This window comes from Burkholderia sp. Bp8992 (genome assembly GCF_003853705.1).
Lineage (GTDB): Bacteria > Pseudomonadota > Gammaproteobacteria > Burkholderiales > Burkholderiaceae > Burkholderia.
The window spans coordinates 56288-82513 of sequence record NZ_QTQI01000022.1; the positions used below are offsets into that span (position 1 = coordinate 56288).

Annotated in this window: 24 protein-coding genes; 8 read left to right on the forward strand and 16 right to left on the reverse strand. The window is 68.3% G+C overall.

All coding sequences use genetic code 11. The features are described from left to right. Positions 1–25: 25 nt before the first annotated feature. From DIE03_RS27615 to DIE03_RS27625, 3 genes are all read right to left on the reverse strand, one after another. Positions 26–856 carry a 3',5'-nucleoside bisphosphate phosphatase gene (locus tag DIE03_RS27615; RefSeq protein WP_185658232.1) on the reverse strand — a complete coding sequence of 277 codons (831 nt, stop codon included), beginning with the start codon at positions 854–856 and terminating at the stop codon, positions 26–28. A gap of 82 nt (positions 857–938) precedes the next feature. Next, the gene (locus tag DIE03_RS27620) at positions 939–1829 is read right to left on the reverse strand and encodes an alpha/beta fold hydrolase (protein WP_124455437.1); all 891 of its coding nucleotides are present in this window, start codon (positions 1827–1829) and stop codon (positions 939–941) included. 178 nt (positions 1830–2007) lie between these two features. Then, positions 2008–2874 (reverse strand): ferritin-like domain-containing protein, encoded by an 867-nt coding sequence (locus tag DIE03_RS27625; RefSeq protein WP_124455438.1) that lies wholly within the window; start codon positions 2872–2874, stop codon positions 2008–2010. 143 nt (positions 2875–3017) lie between these two features. Here DIE03_RS27625 and DIE03_RS27630 point away from each other — a divergent pair, with 143 nt between their 5' ends. The 3 genes from DIE03_RS27630 to DIE03_RS27640 all read left to right on the forward strand — a co-directional run bounded on the left by DIE03_RS27630 (position 3018) and on the right by DIE03_RS27640 (position 5009). Further along, on the forward strand, positions 3018–3542 hold the full coding sequence (locus DIE03_RS27630; RefSeq protein WP_124455439.1) for a gamma carbonic anhydrase family protein: 525 nt from the start codon (positions 3018–3020) through the stop codon (positions 3540–3542). Positions 3543–3567: 25 nt separating this feature from the next. Next, on the forward strand, positions 3568–4518 hold the full coding sequence (gene hslO / locus DIE03_RS27635) for an Hsp33 family molecular chaperone HslO (RefSeq protein ID WP_124455440.1): 951 nt from the start codon (positions 3568–3570) through the stop codon (positions 4516–4518). Between the two features lie 134 nt (positions 4519–4652). Continuing rightward, positions 4653–5009: a hypothetical protein gene (locus DIE03_RS27640; protein WP_124455441.1), complete on the forward strand. Its 357-nt coding sequence runs from the start codon at positions 4653–4655 to the stop codon at positions 5007–5009. A gap of 82 nt (positions 5010–5091) precedes the next feature. Here the strand turns inward: DIE03_RS27640 and ftsB are convergent, their stop codons facing one another. The 9 genes from ftsB to DIE03_RS27685 form a co-directional block, all read right to left on the reverse strand. Beyond that, entirely contained in the window at positions 5092–5517 is a 426-nt protein-coding gene (gene ftsB, locus DIE03_RS27645) for a cell division protein FtsB (RefSeq protein ID WP_027784847.1), read from the reverse strand. Positions 5518–5598: 81 nt separating this feature from the next. Beyond that, complete coding sequence (gene eno / locus DIE03_RS27650; protein ID WP_011352544.1) at positions 5599–6882, reverse strand: phosphopyruvate hydratase; 1284 nt, start codon at positions 6880–6882, stop codon at positions 5599–5601. Positions 6883–6988: 106 nt separating this feature from the next. Beyond that, positions 6989–7843 (reverse strand): 3-deoxy-8-phosphooctulonate synthase, encoded by an 855-nt coding sequence (gene kdsA, locus DIE03_RS27655; protein WP_047898480.1) that lies wholly within the window; start codon positions 7841–7843, stop codon positions 6989–6991. A gap of 3 nt (positions 7844–7846) precedes the next feature. Further along, positions 7847–9499, reverse strand: a complete 1653-nt coding sequence (locus DIE03_RS27660; protein WP_124455442.1) for a CTP synthase — start codon at positions 9497–9499, stop codon at positions 7847–7849. A gap of 181 nt (positions 9500–9680) precedes the next feature. Beyond that, complete coding sequence (locus tag DIE03_RS27665; RefSeq protein WP_124455443.1) at positions 9681–10526, reverse strand: alpha/beta fold hydrolase; 846 nt, start codon at positions 10524–10526, stop codon at positions 9681–9683. A 92-nt stretch (positions 10527–10618) separates the two neighbouring features. After that, positions 10619–13102 carry a DNA internalization-related competence protein ComEC/Rec2 gene (locus DIE03_RS27670; protein WP_124455444.1) on the reverse strand — a complete coding sequence of 828 codons (2484 nt, stop codon included), beginning with the start codon at positions 13100–13102 and terminating at the stop codon, positions 10619–10621. Between the two features lie 57 nt (positions 13103–13159). Continuing rightward, the gene (locus DIE03_RS27675; RefSeq protein WP_124455445.1) at positions 13160–13948 is read right to left on the reverse strand and encodes a TatD family hydrolase; all 789 of its coding nucleotides are present in this window, start codon (positions 13946–13948) and stop codon (positions 13160–13162) included. Between the two features lie 67 nt (positions 13949–14015). Then, positions 14016–14711, reverse strand: a complete 696-nt coding sequence (gene lolD / locus DIE03_RS27680) for a lipoprotein-releasing ABC transporter ATP-binding protein LolD (RefSeq protein ID WP_034174517.1) — start codon at positions 14709–14711, stop codon at positions 14016–14018. Positions 14712–14769: 58 nt separating this feature from the next. Further along, on the reverse strand, positions 14770–16023 hold the full coding sequence (locus DIE03_RS27685; protein WP_069744837.1) for a lipoprotein-releasing ABC transporter permease subunit: 1254 nt from the start codon (positions 16021–16023) through the stop codon (positions 14770–14772). Between the two features lie 162 nt (positions 16024–16185). Between DIE03_RS27685 and DIE03_RS27690 the strand changes: the two genes are divergently transcribed. From DIE03_RS27690 to DIE03_RS27710, 5 genes are all read left to right on the forward strand, one after another. Next, positions 16186–17250: a regulator gene (locus DIE03_RS27690; RefSeq protein WP_124455446.1), complete on the forward strand. Its 1065-nt coding sequence runs from the start codon at positions 16186–16188 to the stop codon at positions 17248–17250. Between the two features lie 13 nt (positions 17251–17263). After that, positions 17264–18961 (forward strand): single-stranded-DNA-specific exonuclease RecJ, encoded by a 1698-nt coding sequence (gene recJ / locus DIE03_RS27695; protein ID WP_124455447.1) that lies wholly within the window; start codon positions 17264–17266, stop codon positions 18959–18961. A 155-nt stretch (positions 18962–19116) separates the two neighbouring features. Next, a protein-coding gene (gene prfB, locus DIE03_RS27700) for a peptide chain release factor 2 (protein WP_124455448.1) occupies positions 19117–20221 on the forward strand; the annotation gives its coding sequence in 2 pieces (ribosomal slippage) (positions 19117–19197 and positions 19199–20221; 1104 coding nt in all). Positions 20222–20294: 73 nt separating this feature from the next. After that, entirely contained in the window at positions 20295–21821 is a 1527-nt protein-coding gene (lysS, locus tag DIE03_RS27705; protein ID WP_043190322.1) for a lysine--tRNA ligase, read from the forward strand. 346 nt (positions 21822–22167) lie between these two features. After that, the gene (locus tag DIE03_RS27710) at positions 22168–22911 is read left to right on the forward strand and encodes a glycine zipper 2TM domain-containing protein (RefSeq protein ID WP_124455449.1); all 744 of its coding nucleotides are present in this window, start codon (positions 22168–22170) and stop codon (positions 22909–22911) included. A gap of 145 nt (positions 22912–23056) precedes the next feature. On the opposite strand, the gene iscX is transcribed toward DIE03_RS27710, so the two are convergent. The 4 genes from iscX to hscB all read right to left on the reverse strand — a co-directional run bounded on the left by iscX (position 23057) and on the right by hscB (position 26168). Next, positions 23057–23266, reverse strand: a complete 210-nt coding sequence (gene iscX / locus DIE03_RS27715; protein WP_059583326.1) for a Fe-S cluster assembly protein IscX — start codon at positions 23264–23266, stop codon at positions 23057–23059. Between the two features lie 19 nt (positions 23267–23285). Then, positions 23286–23627 (reverse strand): ISC system 2Fe-2S type ferredoxin, encoded by a 342-nt coding sequence (gene fdx / locus DIE03_RS27720; protein WP_006478392.1) that lies wholly within the window; start codon positions 23625–23627, stop codon positions 23286–23288. Positions 23628–23717: 90 nt separating this feature from the next. Continuing rightward, positions 23718–25586 carry a Fe-S protein assembly chaperone HscA gene (gene hscA, locus DIE03_RS27725; RefSeq protein WP_124455450.1) on the reverse strand — a complete coding sequence of 623 codons (1869 nt, stop codon included), beginning with the start codon at positions 25584–25586 and terminating at the stop codon, positions 23718–23720. A 54-nt stretch (positions 25587–25640) separates the two neighbouring features. Beyond that, the gene (hscB, locus tag DIE03_RS27730) at positions 25641–26168 is read right to left on the reverse strand and encodes a Fe-S protein assembly co-chaperone HscB (RefSeq protein ID WP_124455486.1); all 528 of its coding nucleotides are present in this window, start codon (positions 26166–26168) and stop codon (positions 25641–25643) included. Positions 26169–26226: the final 58 nt, after the last annotated feature.

Genomic DNA, 26226 nt, shown 5'->3' on the forward strand with positions numbered 1-26226 from the left:
ACGGGCGGCGGTCGGCCGCCCGGCGTCAGAGCCAGCGTTCCCAGACCGGCGTGAGGTCGGACGGCAACGGCGGCAGGCTGCCGAGCTCGACGCGGCCCTCGCCCGGCGCATGGAAATCCGAGCCGCGCGACACTTCGAAGCCGAAGCGGCGCGCAACGTCCGCGTATTCGCGGTACTGGTCGGGCGTATGACTGCCCGTGATGACTTCGATCGCGCGGCCGCCCAGATCGATGAACTCGCCGAAGAACGCGTCGAATTCGACCGGCGTGTAGCGGTAGCGGCCCGGATGCGCGACCACGGCTTCGCCGCCCGCCGCGCGGATCCAGCCGACCGCGTCGGACAGCGACGCCCAGCGATGCGGGACGAAGCCGGGCTTGCCGTCGCCGAGCAGGCGGTCGAACACGTCGGACGTCGATTCGGCGTGGCCGTTCTCGACGAGAAAGCGCGCGAAATGCGTGCGCGAGATCAGGTCGGGATTCGACACGTACTTCAGCGCGCCGTCGTACGCGCCGGGAATGCCGAGCGTCGCAAGCTGCTCGCCGATCGCCACCGCGCGCGCCGCGCGGCCGTGGCGCGTGCGGTACAGGCCGTCGACCAGCGCCGGGTTCGCGGGATCGATGTTCAGGCCGACGATGTGCACGGTGCGCGACGCCCACGTGACCGAAATCTCGACGCCGCTCAGGTAGCGCATGCCGAGCGCTTCCGCCTCGCTGCGTGCCGCTGCCTGGCCGCCGATTTCATCGTGGTCGGTCAGCGCCCACAGGGTCACGCCGCCCGCATGCGCGCGGCGCGCGACGTCGGCAGGCGGCAGCAACCCGTCGGAAACATTGGAATGGCAGTGGAGATCGGCGTTCATCGTAGGCATGGCAGGTAAGGCTTCATTCTACTGCAATGCGGCAATTGCGCCGCCCGCCTGCCCTGCCGCCGGCGTCGCGCGCCTACGCGCAGAACGCCTCGATCAGCGCCGCGACCTGCTCGGGCTGGTCGTGATGCACCATGTGGCCGGCATCCTCGACGAGCTTTTCGCGCCAGTCGGGGAACGCGTCGAAGCGCGCCTTGAATTCGGGCAGCGGAATGTCGCCGGCGATGTGCGCGAGCGTCGGCGAATTGACGGCTTCGACATGCAGCACCTTCGCCCGCACCTGCTTCCAGGTGGCCATCACTTCATCGAGCCGGTACAGCAGCGGGCCCGGCATCTTGTGCGCCGGGTCGGCCAGCAGGTGGTAAAGGCCGTCGTCGCCGCGCTTCGACCAGTGCTCGGCGAGAAACGCGGCACGGCGCGGTGCGAGCCGCGGATTGGTCTTGATCAGGCGCGCCGCCACGTCGTCGAGGGACGCGTACGGCCGCAGCGCGGGCGGCTCGCGCAGTTCGTCCAGCCAGCCGCGCAACCGGCGCGGCGCCTGCTCGGCACGCGCGGGCGCGAGCCCGAAGCCTTCGAGGTCGACCACGCGCCGCACGCGCTCCGGCCGTGCGCCGGCGTACAGGCACACGACGTTCGCGCCCATGCTGTGGCCGACCAGGTTGACTTCGCCGCCCGGCGCATAGTGGTCGACGAGCGCATCGAGGTCGCCGAGGTATTCGTGGAACCAGTAGTGGCCGCCGCCCTGCCGCGCGACCGGCCAGTCGGACAGCCCGAAGCCGCGCGCATCGGGCGCGATCACCTGCCAGTCGCCCGCGAGCGCATCGACGACGAACTGGAACGACGCCGCGACGTCCATCCAGCCGTGCAGCATGAACAGCATCGGCGCATCGGGCCGGCCCCAGCGCCGCACATGCAGCTGGACGCCGCGCACCGTGACGAAATCGGAAACAGAACTCGAGGCACTCATTGCAGCCGCCAAAAAAAAGAATGGTCGTTCGATTATAGCGGCGACGCCCCCGTTCCGGCGGCCGGCAATCGAGGCTCCGCTCTAGCGGCGCGGGCATTCGAAGGCCGGCCGGGAATCCCCACGGGCCGCGTGCGCGGGCCGCCGGGCGGCCGACCGGACACGGCCGGACGCGATCCGGCTAATGCGCGGCGTTACCCTCCGCCGCGTTCGCCGCGTCCTGCGCGGCCAGTGCGTCGAGTTCGGCCTGCTCGAAGCCGGCGTCGCGCCGTGCATCGAAGTTGAACGGGCCGCGCAGCCGCGGCGCATGGTACTGCTCCGCAAGCTGCCGGTAGGTCGGCACCGGATCGCGGCCGGCTGCGTCGCACAGATGCCGGAACCAGCGGTTGCCGATCGCGACATGGCCGATCTCGTCGCGCAGGATCACGTCGAGGATCGCAGCCGACGCGTCGTCGCCCGCCTGCAGGAGCCGTGCGCGGATCGGCGGCGACGCGTCGAGCCCGCGCGCCTCCAGCGTGCGCGGCACGAGCGCCATGCGCGCCAGCACATCGCGCTTGGTCCGCTCGCACATCTCCCACAGCCCGTTGTGCGCGGGAAAATCGCCGTACGCGTGCCCGAATGCCGCGAGACGGTCCGACAGCAGCGTGAAGTGATAGGCCTCCTCGGCCGCGACCTTCAGCCAGTCCGCATAGAACGCGTCCGGCATGCCGGCGAAACGCCAGACTGCGTCGAGCGCCAGGTTGATCGCGTTGAACTCGATATGGGCGAGCGCGTGCAGCAGCACGGCGCGCCCTTCGGGCGAACGCATGCTGCGCCGCTGGAGCTGGCGCGGCTCGACCAGCGGCGGCCGCGCCGGGTGCCCGGGCAGATCGGCCGGTTCGGGCAGCGCGAGCGACGGCATGATCGTGGCCTGCCCGGCCCGCAACGCCTCGTGCAGCGCGCGCACCTGCGCGGCCTTGGCCGCGGGTTCGGACACGCGCAGCGCGTCGAGCGCCGCGCCGCGCATACAGGCCGGCGCATTGCCGATGGAAAAAGACGCCATGCTCATAAACGGGGACACCCTGCGTGCGCGTCGCGGGAGCAGTTGCACGCGACGGTTTACAATATGCGATTGTTCCGCGGCGCCATGCGCCGGGCAAACCGGACGCGCCATTCTACCGGCGCCCATCACCGAAGAGACAAGGAGACTCCGTGACGATCTACAAGCTGGGCGATACGGCCCCGACGATCCACGAAAGCGTATTCGTCGCCGATACGGCGGCCATCATCGGCAAGGTCGTGCTCGAGGAGAACGCGAGCGTATGGTTCGGCGCGACGATTCGCGGCGACAACGAAACGATCACCGTCGGCGCGGGTAGCAATGTCCAGGAAGGCGCGGTCCTGCATACGGACCCGGGCTTTCCGCTGACGATTGCCGAAAACGTGACGATCGGGCACCAGGCGATGCTGCATGGCTGCACGATCGGCGAGGATTCGCTGATCGGGATTCAGGCGGTGGTCTTGAATGGAGCGGTCATCGGCCGCAACTGTCTGGTTGGTGCCGGCGCGGTCGTGACGGAAGGCAAGACGTTCCCGGACAACTCGCTGATTCTCGGCGCGCCGGCGAAGGTCGTGCGCGAGCTGTCGGCGGAAGACATCGCGCGGCTGCGCGCAAACGCGAAGACGTATGTCGAGCGGCGTGCGCATTTCAAGGAGCAACTCGTGCGGATCGGGTGATTCGCACGGATTTCAAGGAAGAAGAGTGAGCGACCAGTTACAGAAATTCATGTTCAATGCGGCGCCCGTGCGCGGCGAGATCGTTTCGCTGCGCAATACGTGGCAGGAAGTGCTCGCCCGCCGCGACTACCCTGCCCCGGTGCGCACGGTGCTCGGCGAGATGATGGCCGCGTGCGCGCTGCTGTCCGCGAACCTGAAATTTCACGGCACCCTGATCATGCAGATCTTCGGCGACGGGCCGGTCCAGATGCTGGTCGTCCAGTGCGGTTCGGATCTGTCGATGCGGGCCACCGCGAAATTCGCCGGCGACGCGGCGCAGACGATCGGCGACGACACGCGCTTCGCGTCGCTCGTCAACGCGAGCGGCCACGGCCGTTGCGTGATCACGCTCGACCCGGCCGACAAGCTGCCGGGCCAGCAGCCGTACCAGGGCATCGTGCCGCTGAACGGCGTCGACGGCCCGCTCGAATCGGTGTCGCAGGTGCTCGAGCACTACATGCACCACTCGGAGCAGCTCGACACGCGGCTGTGGCTCGCGGCCGATCGCGATCGCGCGGTCGGCATGCTGCTGCAGAAGCTGCCGGGCGACGGCGGCATCGTGCCGCGCAACGCCGAAACCGATATCGACACGTGGGAGCGCGTCTGCACGCTCGGCGGCACGCTGTCGGCGAAGGAACTGCTCGAGGTCGAACCGGAAGTCGTGTTCCGCCGGCTGTTCTGGCAGGAAAACGTGCAGCACTTCGAACCGGCCGGCACGCGCTTCCAGTGCTCGTGCTCGCGCGAGAAGGTCGGCGCGATGCTGCGCATGCTCGGTCGCGAAGAAGTCGACAGCGTGATCGTCGAACGCGGCCACGTCGAGATCCACTGCGAGTTCTGCAACCAGCGCTACGAATTCGATCCCGTCGACGTCGCGCAGCTGTTCGCGGCGCCCGGCGTCGAAACCGGCATCGCGCCGGCAACCGACCAGCGTCACTGAGCGGCGTGCTCGTGCCTGCCATCCGGGCACGGGCGCATAATGACGCACGAGCGCCGCACGCACGGCTCAGGCGCCGGAGGCCCGGCCTTCGGCGCACGCCGCTTCCCGCCGTCGGCGCGCTGCAGGAGATACACATGAATCGCCTCCGCCCGTTTCGTACCCTCATCCTGACGAGCGTCGCCGCCAGCACGCTCGCGCTCGCCGGCTGCGCGATGCCGCCGCCGACTTCCACGATCCTGAGCCGCCTGCCCGAGCCGGGCGCGTCGAGCGGTAAGCCGCCCGCGCTGTCGAGCGCCGAACGCAAGCGCTACGACGAAATCGACCAGCAGGTCCTGCGCGAGCAGAACAGCGCCATCGCGGCCGAGGCAGCCGCGCGTGCATGGGCGTACTACTCGCCGCCGCCCGTGACGGTCTACGGCGGCTATTACGGCGGATGGGGAAATCGCTGGGGAACGGGTGTCAGCTACGGCTACCCGGGCTGGTGGTGGTAAGCGGTCGATCGATTGACGACTGGCAGGAAATAAAAAAGCGCGGCATTTCCCGCGCTTTTTCAATGGGTCCGACGTATCGCGATCAGTGATGCGCGGCCTTGCCCTTATCGCCGCCATGATGCCGCGACGGCTTCGCGATCGACTGCGGATTCGGCACGACACGCACCGGCGCCGCGGAGACGGTACCGCGCGTCGACGTGTTCGACGGCGTGTTGTTCAGCGGCCCTGCAGGTGCATTCGGCGACACGAACTGCACGAATACTTCGCCGTCCTTCACCATGCCCATCTCGTAGCGCGCACGCTCTTCGATGGCCGCGGTGCCGCTCTGCAGATCCTGCACTTCGCCTGCAGTGCGCTCGTTGCGCAGCTTCTCGTCCGCATTCTTCTGGAGCTGGTCGTCGAGCTGCTGACGCAATTCATGCACCCGCAGCCAGCCGCCGTGTCCCCACCATAGGGGGTACTGAATGAGCGCCAGCAAGGCAATCAGGACGACAGTGACAAGCCGCATGTAAGAGACGCAGATATAAGAAGCGCCGCTCCGCGCACATGCACAGAGCGGCGTCGATATGACGAACCCGATAGTAGCGCGTTAGCGCAGGTTATAGAAAGCCGATTTACCGGGGTAGCTTGCGATGTCGCCGAGATCTTCCTCGATGCGCAGCAACTGGTTGTACTTCGAGATGCGGTCGCTGCGCGACAGCGAACCCGTCTTGATCTGGCCGGCGTTCAGGCCGACCGCGATGTCGGCGATCGTCGAATCTTCCGTTTCGCCCGAACGGTGCGAGATCACGGCCGTGTAGCCCGCGCGCTTCGCCATTTCGATCGCCGCGAACGTTTCGGTCAGCGTACCAATCTGGTTGATCTTGATGAGGATCGAGTTCGCAATGCCCTTCTCGATGCCTTCCTTCAGGATGCGCGTGTTCGTGACGAACAGGTCGTCGCCGACCAGCTGCACCTTCTTGCCGAGGCGGTCGGTCAGCAGCTTCCAGCCTTCCCAGTCGCTTTCGTGCATGCCGTCCTCGATCGACACGATCGGGAACTTGTCGGCGAGCGTCGCGAGGTAGTCGGTGAATTCGGCCGACGACAGTTGCAGGCCTTCGCCCGCGAGCTGGTACTTGCCGTCGTGGTAGAACTCGGATGCCGCGCAGTCGAGCGCGAGCAGCACGTCTTCGCCCGCACGGTAGCCGGCCTTCTCGATCGCCTGCAGGATCGTCGACAGGCACTCGTCGTTGCTGCCGAAGTTCGGTGCGAAACCGCCTTCGTCGCCGACTGCCGTGCTCATGCCGCGGTCGCTCAGGATCTTCTTCAGCGCGTGGAACACTTCCGCGCCGCAACGCAGGGCTTCACGGAACGTCGGCTGGCTGACCGGGACGATCATGAATTCCTGGATGTCGAGGCTGTTGTTCGCGTGCGCGCCGCCGTTGACGATGTTCATCATCGGCACCGGCAGTTGCATCGCACCCGAACCGCCGAAGTAGCGGTACAGCGGCAGGCCTGCCTCTTCGGCAGCCGCCTTCGCGACGGCCATCGACACGGCCAGCATCGCGTTCGCGCCCAGGCGCGACTTGTTGTCGGTGCCGTCCAGCTCGAGCAGCGTCTTGTCGAGGAACGCCTGTTCCGACGCGTCGAGGCCCATGATGGCTTCGGAGATTTCGGTGTTGATGTGCTCGACCGCCTTCAGCACGCCCTTGCCGTTGTAGCGGCCGGCTTCGCCGTCGCGCAGTTCGATCGCTTCACGCGAGCCGGTGGACGCGCCCGACGGCACCGCCGCGCGGCCCATCGTGCCCGATTCGAGCAGCACGTCGCATTCGACGGTGGGGTTGCCGCGCGAATCCAGAATCTCGCGGCCGATGATATCTACGATTGCACTCATGGGTTTCCTCTGAGAATGACGATGGATTCTTCAAACTGCGACGGCGTGCGCGCCGGAACCGCTTTCGCTACAGACGCGCGAAGCCGTCGCAAGGTTCATTCGATCTTTAATTGAAATCGTTTTCCAGGAACGGATTGCGCTTCACCGCCTGGTCGAGCGTGACGAGCGTCTCCAGCAGCGCACCCATCCGGTTCAGCGGCACCGCGTTCGGGCCGTCCGACTTCGCTTCCGCGGGATTCGGGTGCGTTTCCATGAAGAGGCCCGCGACGCCCGTCGCGACCGCCGCACGCGCGAGCACCGGCACGAATTCGCGCTGGCCGCCCGAGCTCGTGCCCTGCCCGCCCGGCAGCTGCACCGAGTGGGTCGCGTCGAACACGACCGGCGCGTTCGTCTCGCGCATGATCGCGAGCGAGCGCATGTCCGACACGAGATTGTTGTAGCCGAACGAGACGCCGCGCTCGCACGCCATGAAGCGGTCTTCCGACAGCCCCGCCTCACGTGCCGCGTCGCGCGCCTTGTCGATCACGTTCTTCATGTCGTGCGGCGCGAGAAACTGGCCCTTCTTGATGTTGACGGGCTTGCCCGAGCGCGCGCACGCGTGGATGAAGTCGGTCTGGCGGCACAGGAACGCCGGCGTCTGCAGCACGTCGACGACCGACGCGACCTGCTCGATCTCGTCGATCGAATGCACGTCGGTCAGCACCGGCAGGCCGAGCTGGCGCTTCACCTCGGACAGGATCCGCAGGCCTTCGTCCATTCCGAGGCCGCGGAACGACTTGCCCGAGCTGCGGTTCGCCTTGTCGTAGGACGACTTGTAGATGAACGGAACGTTCAGCTTCTCGCAGATCTCCTTCAGGCGGCCCGCCGTGTCGATCGTCATTTGCTCCGATTCGACGACGCAGGTACCCGCGATCAGGAAGAAAGGCTTGTCGAGACCGACCTCGAAATCGCACAGCTTCATGCTTTACACTCCGCGCGCTTGCTTGTTGGCGAGCGCGGCTTCGACGAACGACTTGAAGAGGGGATGACCGTCACGCGGCGTGGACGTGAATTCCGGGTGGAACTGGACACCGACGAACCACGGGTGCATCGAGCGCGGCAGCTCCATCATTTCCGGCAGATCCTCGCTCGGGGTACGGGCGCTGATGATAAGGCCGCCGGCTTCGAGCTGGGGCACGAAGCGGTTATTGACTTCATAACGGTGGCGATGGCGCTCGTTCACGTCCTTGCCGTAGATTTCTTCCGCCATCGTGCCCGGCTTGATCGGGCAGCGCTGCGAACCGAGGCGCATCGTGCCGCCGAGGTCGGATTCCTCGGTGCGCGTCTCGACCTTGCCGTCGCGGTCGTACCACTCGGTGATCAGCGCGACCACGCGTTCCGGCGTGTCCGGCTCGAATTCCGTGCTGTTCGCCTGCTTCAGGCCGACGACGTCGCGCGCGAATTCGATCACCGCGAGCTGCATGCCGAGGCAAATGCCGAGATACGGCACCTTCGCTTCACGGGCGTACTGGATCGCCTTGATCTTGCCTTCCGTGCCGCGACGGCCGAAACCGCCCGGCACCAGCACGGCGTCGAGATGCTTCAGGCTGTCGACACCGTTCGCCTCGATCTCTTCCGAGTCGATGTACTCGATGTTGACCTTGGTCGACGTGTGCAGCGATGCGTGGCGCAGCGCCTCGATCAGCGACTTGTACGACTCGGTCAGGTCGACGTACTTGCCGACCATACCGATCGTCACTTCCTGCTTCGGGTTCTCGAGCTTCTCGACGAGCGCCGACCACATGCTCAGGTCGGCGTCCTTCGGCGACAGCTTCAGTTCCTCGCAAATGATGCGGTCGAGGCCCTGGTCGTGCAGCATCTGCGGGATCTTGTAGATGCTGTCGGCGTCCCACACCGAGATCACGGCGTCTTCCGGCACGTTCGAGAACATCGAGATCTTCTTCGATTCGTCGTCGGGGATGCGGCGGTCCGCACGGCACAGCAGCACGTGCGGCAGGATGCCGATCTCGCGCAGCTTCTGCACGCTGTGCTGGGTCGGCTTCGTCTTCAGCTCGCCGGCCGTCGCGACGTACGGCACCAGCGTCAGGTGCACGAAGCACGCGCTGTTGCGGCCGAGCCGCAGGCTCATCTGGCGCGCCGCCTCGAGGAACGGCAGCGACTCGATGTCGCCGACCGTGCCGCCGATCTCGACGATCGCGACGTCCGGCTCGCCGCAGGTGGCCGACGCGGCCCCGCGCTCGATGAACGCCTGGATTTCGTTCGTGATGTGCGGGATGACCTGCACGGTCTTGCCGAGATAGTCGCCGCGGCGTTCCTTGCGGATCACCGATTCGTAGATCTGGCCGGTCGTGAAGTTGTTGGCCTTGCGCATCTTCGTGCTGATGAAGCGCTCATAGTGGCCGAGGTCGAGGTCGGTCTCCGCTCCGTCTTCCGTCACGAACACTTCGCCGTGCTGGAACGGGCTCATCGTGCCGGGGTCGACGTTGATGTACGGATCGAGTTTGAGGAGGGTGACTTTCAGACCGCGCGATTCAAGGATCGCGGCGAGGGAAGCGGCGGCAATACCCTTGCCAAGGGAAGAAACTACGCCGCCGGTGACGAAAACATATTTGGTCATCGCTGGATGCTCGCGGGAAAAACGGATTATACCGTAAAGCCCGCCCTTCTCTCAGCAATTGGCGTGATGATCGCGCCCTTTCGCGCCGCCCCGCGCCGACCGTGCGCGCCGGGGCGAACCGGTGCGGCCGGTCGGCGCGCGGCGGCTGCGCCGGCGTACGGCCGGGTGACCGCGCGGCGTGTCAGGCGCGCTTCGCGAGCGCAACGCCGCCCTGCGACGCGCCGCCCTCCTCCGCCTTCAGCGAATTCAGCATCCGCTGCAATGCGCGGGCCGTCTCGAGCGGCCGTTCCATCGGGAACAGGTGACTGCCTTCCAGCCATTCGACACGGCCGCGCGCCGCCCGCCGCGTCGCATCGAGCCCGACCTGCCGCACCTCGCGCGAACGCGTGCCGGCGAGGAAGCCGAGCGGCACCGGCGCGCCGTGCGCGAGCCGCGGGCCGAGCGTGTGCGGCAGCGTCCGGTAGATCAGGTACTCGACCTGCCGGTCGAACGCGAGCGCCCGCTCGCCGTCGGCGCCGGCCTGCGGAATCCCGTAGTCGATGTAGTCGGCCAGCATCCGTTCGTCCCAGCGCGCGAACGCCGGCTTCTCGCGGAAGTGCCGCCAGACTTCGTCGCGGCTCACCCAGCGCGTGCGCCGGTTGCGCGTCGCGGCGGCCGGCGACAGCCGCTCGTCGAGCCCTGCCCACTGGCTCGCGCGCAACGCGCCGGCACGCCAGCCCGCGATGATCGGCGAATCGATCATCACGACGCCGCGCACCCATTGCGGCTTCTTCAGCGCGGCCATCAGCGACAGGTAGCCGCCGAGCGAATGGCCGACGAGCCACACCGGGCGCTCGTAGCGGCTGCCGATGTCGTCGAGCAGCTGCTCGACGAGGTGCGGCCAGTCGCGCGTCACCGGGTAGCGGCGGTCGTGGCCGATCCGCTCGATGTAGCGCAGCTCGTAGTCGTCGGCCAGTTCGGCGAAGATCGTCCGGTACGTCGACGCCGGGAAGCCGTTCGCATGCGAGAAGTGGAGGATGTCCTTCAAACGCCGATGTCTCCTGGTTCTGCCGGGACCGTGCTTCGGCACGTTCCGCCGGCCCCGGGTGTGCTTTGCCGATACGGCGGCCGTCGCCGCGCTCACCGGTCCATCCAGTACCGGCGCCGCTCGTCGCGATAACGCCCGAATGCGAACCGGCCATCGGCCGGCGCGACGTCGAACCGTATGGCGCCGTCGCGATCGGTGCGCGGCAGCGGAATCCCGCGCGCCTCGTAGCGGGCGAGGACGCTCCGGTGCGGATGACCGAAACGATTGCGATAGCCTACAGGAAATACCGCGACGCGCGGCCCGACCGAATCGAGGAAAGGCTCGACCGACGACGTGCGGCTGCCGTGGTGCGCCACGACCAGTATCTGCGCGGCCAGCGCATCGCGCGCATCGGCCACCAGCCGACGCTCGGCGGCGGCCTCGATGTCACCCGTCAGCAGTGCCGACGTACCGCCCGCGTCGATGCGCAGCACACACGATTGCCCGTTCGACGAACCCGTGCCCACCCCGCCCGGCGGCCACAGCATCGTGAAGACGACACCGTCCCAGGTCCACCGCTGCCCGGCCGCACAAGGCAGCCGATCGGCCACGCCGGCCGCCTGCGCATCGCGCCACAGCCGGTGCCGCGGCGCAATGCCGGCCAGCAGCTGGCGCACGTCGGCCGCCGCATAGACGGCCGGTGCGCCGCCCGCATGATCGGCGTCCGCGTGGCTGAGCACGAGCGAATCGATCGTCGCGATGCCGCGCGCGCGCAGCACCGGCGCAACGATCCGCGCACCGGCATGGGTCGATTCCGCGCCCGGCCCCGCGTCGAACAGCAGCGTTCGGCGTGCGGTTTCGACCAGCACCGAAGCGCCCTGCCCGACGTCGAGCACGGTCAGCCGGAAACCGCCCGGCGGCGGCGCGTCAGGCGCCGGCGCGACAAGCGGCAGCCACGTGAGCGGCGCCGCCCAGCGCAACGGCCAGCCGCGCGGCATCAACGCCCACACGACACCCACGCAGGCCAGCGCGAGCACCGGCCAGTCCGGCATGCGCAGCCAGAACACGCCGGCCGGCCAGTCGGCGAGGTGTCCGAGCAACGTCATCATCGGGCCGAGCGCCGCGTGGGCGAGCCGGAACGCAAGGGCATCGAACGGTGCGGGCAACGCGATGCCGGCCAGCACGACCGGCGTCACGACCGAGCTGACCCACGGAATCGCGAACGCATTGCCGAACGGGCCCGACAGCGAAATCTGCGCGAACCATGCGGCCGTGAGCGGCGCGAGGCCGATCGTCACCGCGTACTGCACGCGTGTGGCTTCGGCAATGCGGCGGCCGGCGCGCATGCCCCACGCGCGCAACCAGCTCGACAGGCCGGCCGCGCCGCCGTCCTCGTCGCCTTCCGCGTCCGCCTCTCGCACCGCGCGCCAGCCGGCGACGGCCAGCAGGATCACGGCGACCGCGCCGAACGACAGCCAGAACCCGGCCGACAGCACGGCCCACGGATCGGCGAGCAGCACGCCGCCGAGCGCCGCGCACAGCACCGCTGAGGTCGGCACGCTGCGTCCGGCCAGATACGCGATGCCGCCGCCCGCAATCATCCACCACGCGCGCTGCGCCGGCACGTTGAAACCGGCGAGCGCCGCATAGCCGGCCGCGGCCGCCAGGGCGGCAAGCGCGGCCGCGTACGGCGCGGGCAACACGAGCGTCGCGGCCCGCGCGCGCCAGCGCAGCCGGCGCCAGACCATCGACACGAGCCCGCCCGCGATCGCGCCGACCAGTCCGACATGCAAGCCGGAAATCGCGACCAGGTGGCTCGTGCCGGTGTTGCGCAGGACGCGCCAGTCGTCGTCGCCGATGCCCGACTGGTCGCCGATCGCCAGTGCGGCGACGATGCCGCGATGCGCGGCATCGATACCGAGCGTCTCGCCGATGCGCGTCCGCAACGTATCGCGCAGCCGATCGATCGTCGCGCGCCATCCCGAGGTGCGCGCATCGAGCAATGCCGCCCGCCGCGGCGCGCTGACATAGCCGATCGCACGGACGCCCGCGGCGAGCCACGCGGCCTCGCTGTCGCGCACACCGGGATTGGCCTCCGCATGCGGGCGCTTCAGGCGCACGACGAAGCGCCAGCGCTGTGCGGCACGCAGATCAGGAAGCGCATCGCGTGTCGCAGCTGCGCCATACGCGCGCCACGACAACCGGATCAACGGCGGGAAACGGGCCAGCCCCGCATCGTTCGACTCGACCGCGAACAGCAGGCGCGCGCCGGTGTCGTCGACGACCGGCAGCCCCCTGATCACGCCGGTGACGACGATGTCGCGCCCTTCCCATTCCGCCGGCAAGCGGTCGCTCAACCGCCATTCGGCCCGGGCAGCGGCATAGCCGAACCCCGCGACGCCGGCCGCGAGCGCGCACAGCACCCATCCGAGTGCGGTCGTCGTGCGCTTGCGCCGGCCGCACCTGCACCACGCACCCAGCGCCGCGCAGCCGGCGAGCACGGTTGCCCCGATCGTCCATGCGATCGCACCCGGCAACGCCGCCTGCCGCTGCAGCACGACGACGCCGAGCGCGAACGCGATCCACCCCACGCGCATCGCGCCTCCTCGTCGACCCGGCGCCGCGATGACGAATGCGGCACCTTCCGGCAACGATTATGCGGACGAAAGTGCGAGTCGCGGCAGCGCGGCGAGCGCGTTAGCCGAAGTGCATAGGGACACTGTGTCGGCATCGAGCCCGCGCAATTCGGCGAGCACGTCGCCGATGCGCGGCACCTGGTCGGGCGTGTTGCGGGACTTGTACGCCCATTCGGGCGCGATGTCGGGTGCGTCGGTCTCGACGACGAGCGCGTCGAGCGGCAACTCCGCAGCGAGCCGGCGAATCTGCAGCGCGCGCGCGAACGTCACGTTGCCGCCGAAGCCGAGATGCAGCCCCTGCGCGAGATACGCGTCGGCCTGCTGGAAACTGCCGTTGAATGCATGCGCGATGCCGCGCCGCACGCCGACACGGCGCAGCCCGGCGAGCACGCGGTCCTGCGACTTGCGCACGTGGCACAGCACGGGCAGGTCGAATTCGCGCGCCAGCTTGAGCTGTCCCTGGTAGAAGAATTGCTGCCGGCCTTCGTCGAGCCCCGGCACGAAGTAGTCGAGGCCGATCTCGCCGATCGCGACGAAGCGCGGATCGTCGAGGCTCGCCTCGATCTCCATGCGCAGCCGGTCGAGATCCTCGTCGCGTGCCTGCGGCGTATACATCGGGTGGATGCCGAGCGCATAGACCGCGCCTGGCGTGCGTTGCGCGAGTTCGCGCACCGTCGTGAAGTTGTCGCGCCCGATGCTCGGGATCACGATGCGCGACACGCCGGCCGCGCGCGCCGCATGCGCGACCGCGTCGCGGTCGGCGTCGAACTCGGCAGCATCGAGATGGCAGTGCGTGTCGATCCACATGGCGGCAGTCCTGCGCCCTTGCGCCGCACCGGGGCGAACCCGGCCGCAGCCCGAACGCGTTCGCTTCTTACACCGGCAGCGCCGGCTCCTCGTGCAGCACGCCGTCGCGCAGCCGCATGATGCGGTCGCAGCGCGCGGCGAGATCGGGATCGTGCGTGACGATCACGAAGCTCGTTTCGAGCGTCTCGGACAGTTCGAGCATCAGGTTGAACACCGTGTCGGCCGTCGTACCGTCGAGGTTGCCGGTCGGCTCGTCGGCGAGCACGCACGCGGGCTTCGTGACCAGCGCACGCGCGATCGCGACGCGCTGCCGCTCGCCGCCCGACAGCTCGCCCGGCCGATGCTTCGCGCGCGGGCCGAGACCGACGCGCTCGAGCATCGCCTGCGCCTGCTCGCGCGCGTCCTCGGTCGTCATCCGGCGGATGCGCAGCGGCATCGCGACGTTGTCGAGCGCCGTGAATTCGGGCAGCAGGTGATGGAACTGGTAGACGAAACCGAGCGCGCGGTTGCGCAACTCGTTGCGCTCGCGCTCGGCGAGTTGCGTAAACGGCTTGCCGAGCAGCGACACCTCGCCTGCGCTCGGCTCGTCGAGCCCGCCGAGCACGTGCAGCAGCGTGCTCTTGCCGGAACCCGACGCGCCGACGACCGCGAGCTTCTCGCCGCGCCGCACCGTCAGCTCGGTGTTGTTGAGCACCTGCACGTTGAAGCCGCCCTGCACGAACGCCTTCGTGATCCCGCGCGCCTGAAGCACGTATTCCTGCATACCTGCCGAATCCTGTCTGTTGTGTTGTTGTCGTGAATCCGCGAATGCGGCCGCGCGGTCATTCATAGCGGAGCGCCTCCGCCGGCTTCACCTTCGCGCCGCGCCAGCTCGGATAGAGCGTCGCGACGGCCGACAGCGCGAACGCGATCAGCCCGATCCGGATCACGTCGCTCGCGACGAGTTCGGACGGCAGCTCGCTGATGAAGTACACCGACGGCGGCAGGAACTGCACGCCGAACAGGTGCTCGATCATCGGGATCAGCCACGGGATGCTCCACGCGATCAGGCAGCCGAGCGCGACGCCGGACGCGGTGCCGACGAAGCCGATCGTCACGCCCTGCACGACGAAGATCTTCATGATCGACCCCGGCTGCGCGCCGAGCGTGCGCAGGATTGCGATGTCGGCCTGCTTGTTGGTCACCGTCATCACGAGCGACGACACGAGATTGAACGCGGCCACCGCGATGATCAGCGTGAGGATGATGAACATCATCCGCTTCTCGATCTGCACGGCCGAGAACCAGGTCTTGTTCTGCTGGGTCCAGTCGCGGATGTACAGGCTGCCCGACAGTGTATGCGACAGCTCGACCGCGACTTGCGGCGCCTTCTGCATGTCGGTGAGCCGCAGCCGCACGCCGGTCGGCGCGCTCATCCGGAACAGCGCCTCGGCGTCGCGGATGTTGATCATCGCGAGCGTGCTGTCGTATTCGTAGTGACCCGATTCGAACACGCCGACGACCGTGAACTGCTTCAGGCGCGGCATCATGCCGGCCGGCGTGATCGAGCCTTCGGGCGCGACGAGCGTGACCTTGTCGCCGACCGTCACGCCGAGGTTGCCGGCGAGCGCATCGCCGAGCACGATGCCGAACTGGCCCGGCACGAGCGCGCCGAGCTGGCCGGCCTTCATGTCCTTGCCGATGTCGGACACCTGCGGCTCGAGCGTCGGCTCGACGCCACGCAGCATCACGCCGCTCACCGCGTCCTGGCGCGTGAGCAGCGCCTGCGCGTCGACGTACGGCGCCGCGCCGACCACCGACGGGTTGCGGCGCGCTTCCTGCGCGGTCAGCTGCCAGTCGGGCATCGAGCCCGTCGGCGAGAACACCTCGACGTGCGCGAGCACCGACAGCATGCGATCGCGCACTTCCTTCTGGAAGCCGTTCATCACCGACAGCACGACGATCAGCGCCGCGACGCCGAGTGCGATCCCGAGCATCGACACGAGCGCGATGAAGGAAATGAAACCGTTGCCGGTCGTGCGTTTGCCGGCGCGCGTGTAGCGCCAGCCGATCTGCCATTCGTACGGAAGTTTCAAGCGAATCCTTTCTGCTGGTTACGGCGGACAGGCGCCCCGCGGCCGGCCCGCCGCCCGGCGGCGGCCATCGGCCCGGGCACGGTCGAAAAACGGCCGCCGGACGCGAACGGGCCGTCGGCCGGCCCGATCACGCGCGCAGTTTGCCATACAATGCGCACCATCATGCACGACCGACGCCTCCATTTTCTCGTTCCGTTCGCGCTGCCGTCGGCGGCCGATGCGGCCTCGTCCCTGCACACGCTGGACAGCCCCGCGCTCGAAAAGTTGCTCGCCCGCGCCAGCCTCGTCGAGCGCGTGGCCGGCGAGGACTTCCAGCGCACACTGCCGCACGAACGCTGGCTGGCCCGCCAGTTCGGCGCGACGCAGGGCAACGCCGCGGACGAGGCGCCGCTCGCGCCCTACATGCTGCTGGCGGACGGCGGAGACCCCGGCCCGCACGCGTGGGCATGCGTCGAGCCCGTGCACGTCGAAATCGCGCACGATCACCTGGTGCTCGTCGATCCGGCCGCCCTCGCGCTCGACGACGGCGACGCGGCCGCGCTGCTCGCGGTTGCACGCCCGCTGATCGAGGAGCTCGGCGTGCGGCTCGAAGCGCCGAATCCGGCACGCTGGTACCTGTCGAGCGACCAGCTCGCACGCCTCGCCGGCGCCGCGCCGCTGCGCGCGAGCGGCCGCAACATCGAGATCTGGCTGCCGCACGAGGCCCACACCGGCGAACGCTCGCGGATGTGGATGAAGCTGCAGAACGAGGTGCAGATGGCGTGGTTCCAGCACCCGGTCAACGAAGCCCGCGAAGCGCGCGGGCTGCCGGCCGTCAATTCAATCTGGTTCCATGCGCAAGGCACGCTGAAGCCGGTCGGCAAGCCGTTCGCGCGCGTGCTGTCCGCATCGCCCGCCGCGCGGGGCCTCGCGCGCGCCGCACAGACCGAAGCCGGCAGCACGCCCGCGACGTTCGGCGCGCTGGCGGCCGTCGACGGCGCGACGCTCGTCGAGCTGCCGACGCTGACCACCCCGTTCATCGAGCAGGACTGGGCGCGCTGGCACGACGGCCTCGCCGCGCTGGAGCGCGACTGGTTCGCGCCCGCGCTCGCCGCGCTGCAGAACGGCGCACTGTCGAGCGTCGCTGTCACGCTGTGCGGCGACACGAGTTCCGTGACGCTGCACGCGACGCGCGGCGACCTGCGCAAGTTCTGGCGCCGCCGCGCGCTTGCCTCCCTGTTCGAATAACCCGCCCGCACGTATGACCCGGATCGTTACCCGCCCCGTCGCACCCACCGACGCCGAAGTGCTCGCGCGCCACGGCCTGCACCCCGTCCTCGCGCGCCTGTACGCGTCGCGCGGCGTGCAGTCGCCCGCCGACATCGAGACCGCGCTCACGCGTCTCGTCCCGCCCACCGAGCTGAAGGGCTGCGCCGATGCGGCGTCGCTGCTCGCCGACGCGATCGCCGACAAGCGGCGCCTGCTCGTCGTCGCCGACTACGACTGCGACGGCGCGACCGCGTGCGCGGTCGCGGTGCGCGGCCTGCGGATGTTCGGCGCGCAGATCGACTACCTGGTGCCGAACCGCTTCGAATACGGCTACGGGCTCACGCCCGAGATCGTCGAGCTCGCGGCCGCGCGCAAGCCCGACCTGCTGATCACCGTCGACAACGGGATCGCGAGCGTCGCGGGCGTCGAAGCCGCGAACGCACGCGGCATCGACGTGCTCGTGACCGACCACCACCTGCCCGGCGACGCGCTGCCCGCCGCCCGCGCGATCGTCAACCCGAACCAGCCCGGCTGCGCGTTCCCGAGCAAGCACCTCGCCGGCGTCGGCGTGATGTTCTACGTGCTGCTCGCGCTGCGCGCCGAACTACGCCGCCGCGGCGTGTTCGCGAGCAAGGAAGCCGAGCCGCGCCTCGACGGGCTGCTCGACCTCGTCGCGCTCGGCACCGTCGCCGACGTCGTGCGGCTCGACGGCAACAACCGCGTGCTCGTCGCACAGGGGCTGCAGCGCATCCGCAACGGCCGCATGCAGCCGGGCGTCGCCGCACTGTTCCGCGCCGCCGCGCGCGAAGCGCGCACCGCGTCGGGCTTCGACCTCGGCTTCGGCCTCGGCCCGCGCCTGAACGCCGCCGGACGGCTGTCCGACATGTCGCTCGGCATCGAGTGCCTGATCACCGACGACATCGGCCGCGCGTGGGACCTCGCACAGCAGCTCGACGTGATGAACCGCGAGCGCCGCGAGATCGAGGCCGGCATGCAGCAGCAGGCGCTCGCCGATCTCGCCGACGTCGACCCGGCCGACGCGTGCACGATCACGCTCTTCAACCCCGAGTGGCACCAGGGCGTGATCGGCATCGTCGCCGGCCGGCTCAAGGAAAAATTCCACCGTCCGTCGTTCACGTTCGCGCACGCCGACGAAGAAGGCAAGCGGGTCAAGGGATCGGGCCGGTCGATCGCCGGCTTCCACCTGCGCGACGCACTCGACCTCGTGTCGAAGCGCGAACCGGACCTGATCGTCGCATTCGGCGGCCACGCGATGGCGGCCGGCCTCACGCTCGACACCGAGAACGTGCCGCGCTTCGCGGCCGCGTTCGAGGCCGTCGCGCGCGAATGGCTGTCCGACGACGCGCTCGCCCGCGTGATCGAGACCGACGGCGAGCTCGAGGACGCGTACTTCACGCCGCAGTTCGTCGGCCTGCTCGACGAAGCCGTGTGGGGGCAAGGCTTTCCGGCCCCGCTTTTCTCGGGCGAATTCGACGTCGTGTCGCAGTCGCTCGTGAAGGAGAAGCACCTGAAACTGCAGCTCGCACGCGGCCGCCAGCGCTTCAATGCGATCTGGTTCAACCACACCGAACCGCTGCCCGAGAGCGCGCTGGTCGCGTACCGGCTCGTCGCCGACACCTGGAACGGCGTCACGCGCGTCCAACTGATCGTCGAGCACGCGGCAGGCTGAGCGCAGGCCGCACGGCCCGCTGCCGTGCGCGCCCGTGCATGCACGCCGCGCCGGACGGGGCCGCGACACGTCTGCGCGCACCGTTTGCGTCACCGGGTAAGTTTGCCGATCGGCTATAATTCCGCTTTTTTACGAAGCAAGAATAGCGAACGATCATGGAAGCGGAACGTCTCAACGCGATCGAAAGCTCCCTGCTCGACCTGCGCAACCGCGCGGGCGAGCTTCGGGGGTATCTTTGACTACGACGCCAAAGCTGCGCGTCTGACCGAAGTCAACAAGGAACTCGAAGACCCGAACGTCTGGAACGATTCGAAGAACGCCCAGGCGCTCGGTCGCGAGAAGAAGCTGCTCGAAGGCGTCGTCACGACGCTCACCGCGCTCGACGGCGACCTGCGCGACGCGCTCGACCTGTTCGAGCTGGCCCGCGAGGAAGGTGACGAGGACACGCTCCTCGCGTCGGAAGAAGACGCCGCGAAGCTCGAGGCGCGCGTCGGCGACATCGAGTTCCGCCGGATGTTCTCGAACCCCGCCGACCCGAACAACTGCTTCATCGACATCCAGGCCGGCGCCGGCGGCACCGAGGCGTGCGACTGGGCATCGATGCTGCTGCGCCAGTACCTGCGCTACTGCGAGCGCAAGGGCTTCAAGGCCGAGGTGCTCGAAGAGTCCGACGGCGACGTCGCCGGCATCAAGAACGCGACGGTCAAGGTCACGGGCGAATACGCGTACGGCTTCCTGCGGACCGAGACGGGCATCCACCGCCTCGTGCGCAAGTCGCCGTTCGACTCGTCGGGCGGCCGCCACACGTCGTTCTCGTCGGTGTTCGTCTATCCGGAAATCGACGACTCGATCGAAGTCGAGATCAACCCGGCCGACCTGCGCATCGACACGTACCGCGCATCGGGCGCGGGTGGCCAGCACATCAACAAGACCGACTCCGCGGTGCGGATCACGCACATGCCGACCGGTATCGTCGTGCAGTGCCAGAACGACCGCTCGCAGCACCGCAACCGTGCCGAAGCGATGGCGATGCTGAAGTCGCGCCTGTACGAAGTCGAGATGCGCAAGCGCCAGGCCGAACAGGACAAGCTCGAATCGAGCAAGACCGATGTGGGCTGGGGCCACCAGATCCGCTCGTACGTGCTCGACCAGAGCCGCGTGAAGGACCTGCGTACGAACGTCGAAATGAGCAACACGCGTGCGGTGCTCGACGGCGATCTCGACGACTTCATCAGCGCGAGCCTCAAACAGGGCGTGTAAGCGCCGCGGCGCGGCCTGGCCCGCGCCGCCCTTCCCGTTTGCGTTGCCGCACCCACTCCGAATTCCGACCATCATGACCGAACCGACCCAAACGCAGCCCGCCGTCACGGCGGACGAAAACCAGATCATCGCCGAGCGCCGCGAGAAGCTGCGCGCCCTGCGCGAGCAAGGCGTCGCCTACCCGAACGATTTCCGGCCCGAGCACCACGCAGCCGACCTGCAGGCGAAATTCGCCGACTCGGACAAGGCCGCGCTCGAAGCGAACCCGGTCGAGGTGTCGGTCGCCGGCCGCATGATGCTCAAGCGCGTGATGGGCAAGGCGAGCTTCGCGACGGTGCAGGACGGTTCGGGCCAGATCCAGTTCTTCGTGACGCCCAACGACGTCGGCGCCGAAACCTACGACGCATTCAAGAAGTGGGACCTCGGCGACATCGTTGCCGCGCGCGGCGTGCTGTTCCGCACCAACAAGGGCGAGCTGTCGGTCCAGTGCAAGGAGCTGCGCCTGCTGTCGAAGGCGCTGCGTCCGCTGCCGGACAAGTTCCACGGCCTGTCCGACCAGGAAATGCGCTACCGCCAGCGCTACGTCGACCTGATCGTCACGCCGGAAACGCGCGACACGTTCCGCGCCCGCACGAAGACGATCGCGTCGATCCGCAAGTTCATGGACAACGCCGAGTTCATGGAAGTCGAGACGCCGATGCTGCACCCGATCCCGGGCGGCGCGGCAGCAAAGCCGTTCGTCACGCATCACAATGCGCTCGACATGCAGATGTTCCTGCGCATCGCGCCGGAGCTGTACCTGAAGCGCCTGATCGTCGGCGGCTTCGAACGCGTGTTCGAGATCAACCGTAACTTCCGGAACGAAGGCGTGTCGCCGCGTCACAACCCGGAATTCACGATGATGGAGTTCTACGCCGCGTACACCGACTACCGCTGGCTGATGGACTTCACCGAGCAACTGATCCGCCAGGCGGCCATCGATGCGCTCGGCACCGCGACGATCCAGTACCAGGGCCGCGAGCTCGACCTCGCGAAGCCGTTCCATCGCCTGACGATCACGCAGGCCATCCAGAAGTACGCGCCGGACTACACCGACGGCCAGTTGTCGGACGACGCGTTCCTGCGCACCGAACTGAAGCGCTTCGGCGTCGACGTGTCGCAGCCGGCGTTCCTGAACGCAGGCATCGGCGCGCTGCAGCTCGCGCTGTTCGAGGAAACGGCCGAAGCGCAACTGTGGGAGCCGACGTTCATCATCGACTACCCGGTCGAGGTGTCGCCGCTCGCACGTGCATCGGATACGGTGCCGGGCATCACCGAGCGTTTCGAGCTGTTCATGACCGGCCGCGAGATCGCGAACGGCTTCTCGGAGCTGAACGATCCGGAAGACCAGGCCGCGCGCTTCAAGAAGCAGGTCGAGCAGAAGGATGCGGGTGACGAGGAAGCGATGTTCTTCGACGCCGACTACATCCGCGCGCTCGAATACGGGATGCCTCCGACCGGCGGCTGCGGGATCGGCATCGACCGTCTGGTGATGTTGCTGACCGACAGCCCGACGATCCGCGACGTGCTGCTGTTCCCCCACCTGCGCCGCGAAGACTGATCGCCGCACCCGCGTGTGCGCCGCGCCCCGCGGCGCGCACGCGTCAGCTTTGTAACGACGCGTAAGTCCCGCCAGCCGGCATTCGCCGGCTTTCGATCCTCCCCCGTTTTATTCCCTCGCCGCGCCGGCCTTCTGCGGGTTTTCCCTGCCATGAACGCGTGCGCCCCGCTGCAATTCGTTACACCTTGATACGGTGCGCCGCGCGCCGGTGGATGACACTCCTGTTGCGTCACCACGCATGACCACGGGACCAGAACCAGGCGCAGGAACGCCAGGTCTGCTCGCTCCCGAGCGTGGGATCCGGTCCGGCCCGCAGTGCCGACCCGGATCGACACCGGAGAAAAAAATGGACAGCCAGAATCAGACCACGCCGCAAAAGCAACGCCTCCACCCGCTCATCGCCACCGCAGCCGGCGCCGTCATCGTCGCCAGCCTCGCGGCGACGGCAGCGATCACGGGCATCTTCCCGAAGGCCAACAGCAACAACGCACAGAACGGCCAGACCCAGGCCGCGCTGATCGCATCGCAGCCGGCCGTCGATACGGCCGCGGCCGCCAGCGCTGCGCTGGCCGCGCAAGCCCAGCAGCAGGCAGCCGAACAGGCCGCCGCGCAGCAAAAGGCTGCCGAGCAGAAGGCCGCCATCGCGCAGGCTGAACCGAAGCCCGCGCCGCGTCCGGCCGCGCCGCATCGCCGTCACGCGACGGCGCCGCAGCCTCCGCAATACGCACAGCAGCCGTCGACGCCGGCCCAGAGCTACTGCCAGACCTGCGGCACGGTCGTCGCGATCTCGCAGACGCGCACGCCGGGCCAGAGCTCGGGGATCGGCGCCGTGGGCGGCGCTGCAGCCGGCGGCCTGCTCGGCAACCAGTTCGGGCATGGCAACGGCCGCACCGCGATGACGATCATCGGCGCGCTGGGCGGCGGTCTGGCCGGCAACCAGGTCGAGAAGCAGGTGCGCGCGGAAACCGACTATCAGGTGCAAGTGCAGATGGAGAACGGCGCGACGCGCACGTTCACGTACCACAACCCGCCGCCGTTCGGCCAGGGCCAACGCGTGCGGATCGAGAACGGCACGCTGGTCGGCGCGTAATCGCCTGATCGTATCAGCGCCCCCTGCCCGCATGTCGTGCGCAGGCAAGCGGCCTGAAAACGAAAACGGCTCGTGAGCAATCGCTCAGGAGCCGTTTTTTTCATTGCGCCGTGCGCGCCCATGCGGCGCACGCGGTGCCCGTCGGTCAGTCTTCGTCGTCGAAGTCCGATTCGTCGATCCAGTGTGCCTGGATCGCTTCGAGGATCTTCTCGCCCGAGTGCGCCGGATCGTCGTCGAAGCCGTCGAGTTCGAGCACCCACTGGCGCAGGTCGACGAAGTTGATCCGCTGCGGGTCGATGTCCGGGTGCTTGTCCGCCAGCGCAATGGCTATTTCACGCGAATCGGTCCATTTCATCGCCTGCCTCCGGTCTGGGTCAGTGGTTTTCCTTCGCGTGGTTGATCGAGTACTTCGGGATCTCGACCACCAGGTCCGAATCTTCCTTCACAATCGCCTGGCACGACAGGCGCGACGTCGGCTCGAGGCCCCACGCCTTGTCCAGCAGATCGTCTTCGTCCTCTTCGGACGGCGTCAGGTCGTTGAAGCCCTCGCGGATCACCACGTGGCACGTCGTGCAGGCGCACGACTTCTCGCATGCGTGCTCGATCTCGATCCCGTGATCGAGCAGGTTGTCACAGATACTCTTGCCGGGCGTCGCGTCGATCACTGCGCCATCCGGGCACAGTTCGACGTGAGGCAGCACCACCAGTTGAGGCATGTCCGTTCCGTCAGTCAGGGTGCGGCGCGACGCGCCGCACGGTTCATCATCGCGCGCGGGCCGTCGCCGGCCGATGCGCGGTTCGCAAGTTCAGATCTCGTCGAGCCGGCGGCCCGACAGCGCGCGCTTGATGCTCTTGTCCATCCGGCGCGCCGCGAATTCGTCGGTGCCGTCGGCCAGCGCCTTGGTCGCCGCCTCGATCGCGTTCGTATCGTCGCCCTGCACGATCGCACGCAGCGCGGCGGCAAGCGTATCGACCTGCGTGCGCTCGTCCGCATCGAGCAGTTCGCCGTCGGCCGCGAGCGCGGCCTGCGTCGCCTCGAGCATCCGCTCGGCCTCGACCTGCGCTTCGCGCAGCGCGCGCGCGCGCATGTCGATTTCGGCCGTCTTGAAGCTGTCCTCGAGCATCTTCGCGATGTCGTCGTCGGCGAGGCCGTACGACGGCTTCACGACGACCGACGCCTCGACGCCCGACAGCTGTTCGCGTGCGAACACCGACAGCAGGCCGTCCGCGTCGACCTGATAGGTCACGCGAATGCGCGCGGCGCCGGCCGTCATCGGCGGAATGCCGCGCAGCTCGAAGCGCGCGAGCGACCGGCAGTCGGCGACGAGCTCGCGCTCGCCCTGCACGACGTGGATCGCCATCGCCGTCTGGCCGTCCTTGAAGGTCGTGAATTCCTGCGCACGCGCGATCGGAATCGTCGAGTTGCGCGGAATGATCTTCTCGACGAGGCCGCCCATCGTCTCGACGCCGAGCGACAGCGGAATCACGTCGAGCAGCAGCCAGTCGTCGCCGGTACCGCGATTGCCCGCGAGCAGGTCGGCCTGGATCGCCGCGCCGAGCGCGACGACCTGGTCCGGATCGAGGTTCACGAGCGGCGGCTGGCCGAAATATTTCGCGACCGCGTCGCGGATCACCGGCATGCGCGTCGCGCCGCCGACCAGCACGACACCCTTGATGTCGGCCGGCGTGACCTGCGCGTCGCGCAGCGCCTTGCGGGTCGGCGTGAGCGTGCGCTGCACGAGCGGCTCGACGAGCGACGCGAACGTGTCGTGCGTAATCGTCTGCACGAGGTGCGCACCGCCCGACAGCGTGACGTCCAGCGACGCCTGCGGCGCGGCGGACAGCGCTTCCTTCAGCACGCGCACGCGGTCGAGCAGCAGGCGAACGTCTTCGGGCGCCAGCGTCTTCGCGTCGATGCCGGCCTGCGCGAGCACGTGCCCGAACAGCGCATGGTCGAAATCGTCGCCGCCGAGCGCGGAATCGCCGCCCGCAGCCAGCACTTCGAACACGCCCTTCGTCAGCTTCAGGATCGACAGGTCGAACGTGCCGCCGCCGAGGTCGTACACCGCGTAGAGGCCTTCGGCGCCATTGTCGAGGCCGTAGGCGATCGCCGCGGCAGTCGGTTCGTTCAGCAGGCGCAGCACGTTGAGGCCCGCGAGGCGCGCCGCATCCTTGGTCGCCTGGCGCTGCGCGTCGTCGAAATACGCAGGTACCGTGATCACCGCGCCGACCAGATCGTCGCCAAGCGAATCCTCGGCGCGATAGCGCAGCGTCGCGAGAATCTCGGCCGACACTTCGACCGGGCTCTTCACGCCGTCGATGGTACGGATCTGCACCATGCCCGGCGCGTCGATGAATTCGTACGGCGCGTTCGCCGCGCCTTCGACCTCGGCCTTGCCGCGGCCCATGAAACGCTTGACCGACACGATCGTGTTGCGCGGATCGGTGGCGGCCTGCTCCTTCGCTTCGTGGCCGATGCGACGGCCGCCCTTCTCGAGGTAGCGGACCACCGACGGCAGCAGCACGCGGCCCGCCTCGTCCGGCAGCACTTCCGGCACGCTGTTGCGCACGGCCGCGACGAGCGAGTTCGTCGTGCCGAGATCGATCCCGACGGCGAGTCGCCGCTGGTGCGGCGCCGGCGCCATGCCCGGTTCGGAAATTTGCAGTAAAGCCATCTTGGTTCGTTCGGGCGCTCGGCCCGTTTGCTGCGCGTGCCGCGAGGCACGCGGTTAAGTTTCGAGGCGCTCGATCTGCGCGCCCACTTCCGACGCGACGCGTTCGATGAACATCAGCTGGCGCACGGCTTCCGCCGCGGCCTGGTCGGCGCCGCTGTCGAGCAGCGTGCCGAGGCGCTCGACGCGCACGCGCTTCTCGTCGCGCAACTCGGCGAGCAACCCGTCGAGCGCGTCGACGTTGCGGGCGGCCGCGGCATCCTCGATGCCTTCGCGCCACTCCATCTGCTGCATCAGGAACGCAGGCTCCATCGCCGTGTTGTTTTCCGCGCCGATGTCGACGCCGCGCAGCGACAGCAGGTAGGACGCGCGCTTCAGCGGATCGCGCAGCGTGCGATACGCCTCGTTCGCGCGGGTGGCCCATTGCATCGCGATACGTTTCTGCGCATCGCCGGCCGCCGCGAAGCGGTCCGGATGCACCTGCGTCTGCACCGTCCGGTAGGCGGCGTCGAGCGCCGTTTCGTCGAGCGCGAATTGCGCCGGCAGGTGAAACAGGTCGAAGTGGCTGTCTTTCAGCGAGACCATCGTCGCGTTCAATTCCGGTTCGTCGCGCGGCAAACGCCGCACATTAAAAAGGCGGCCC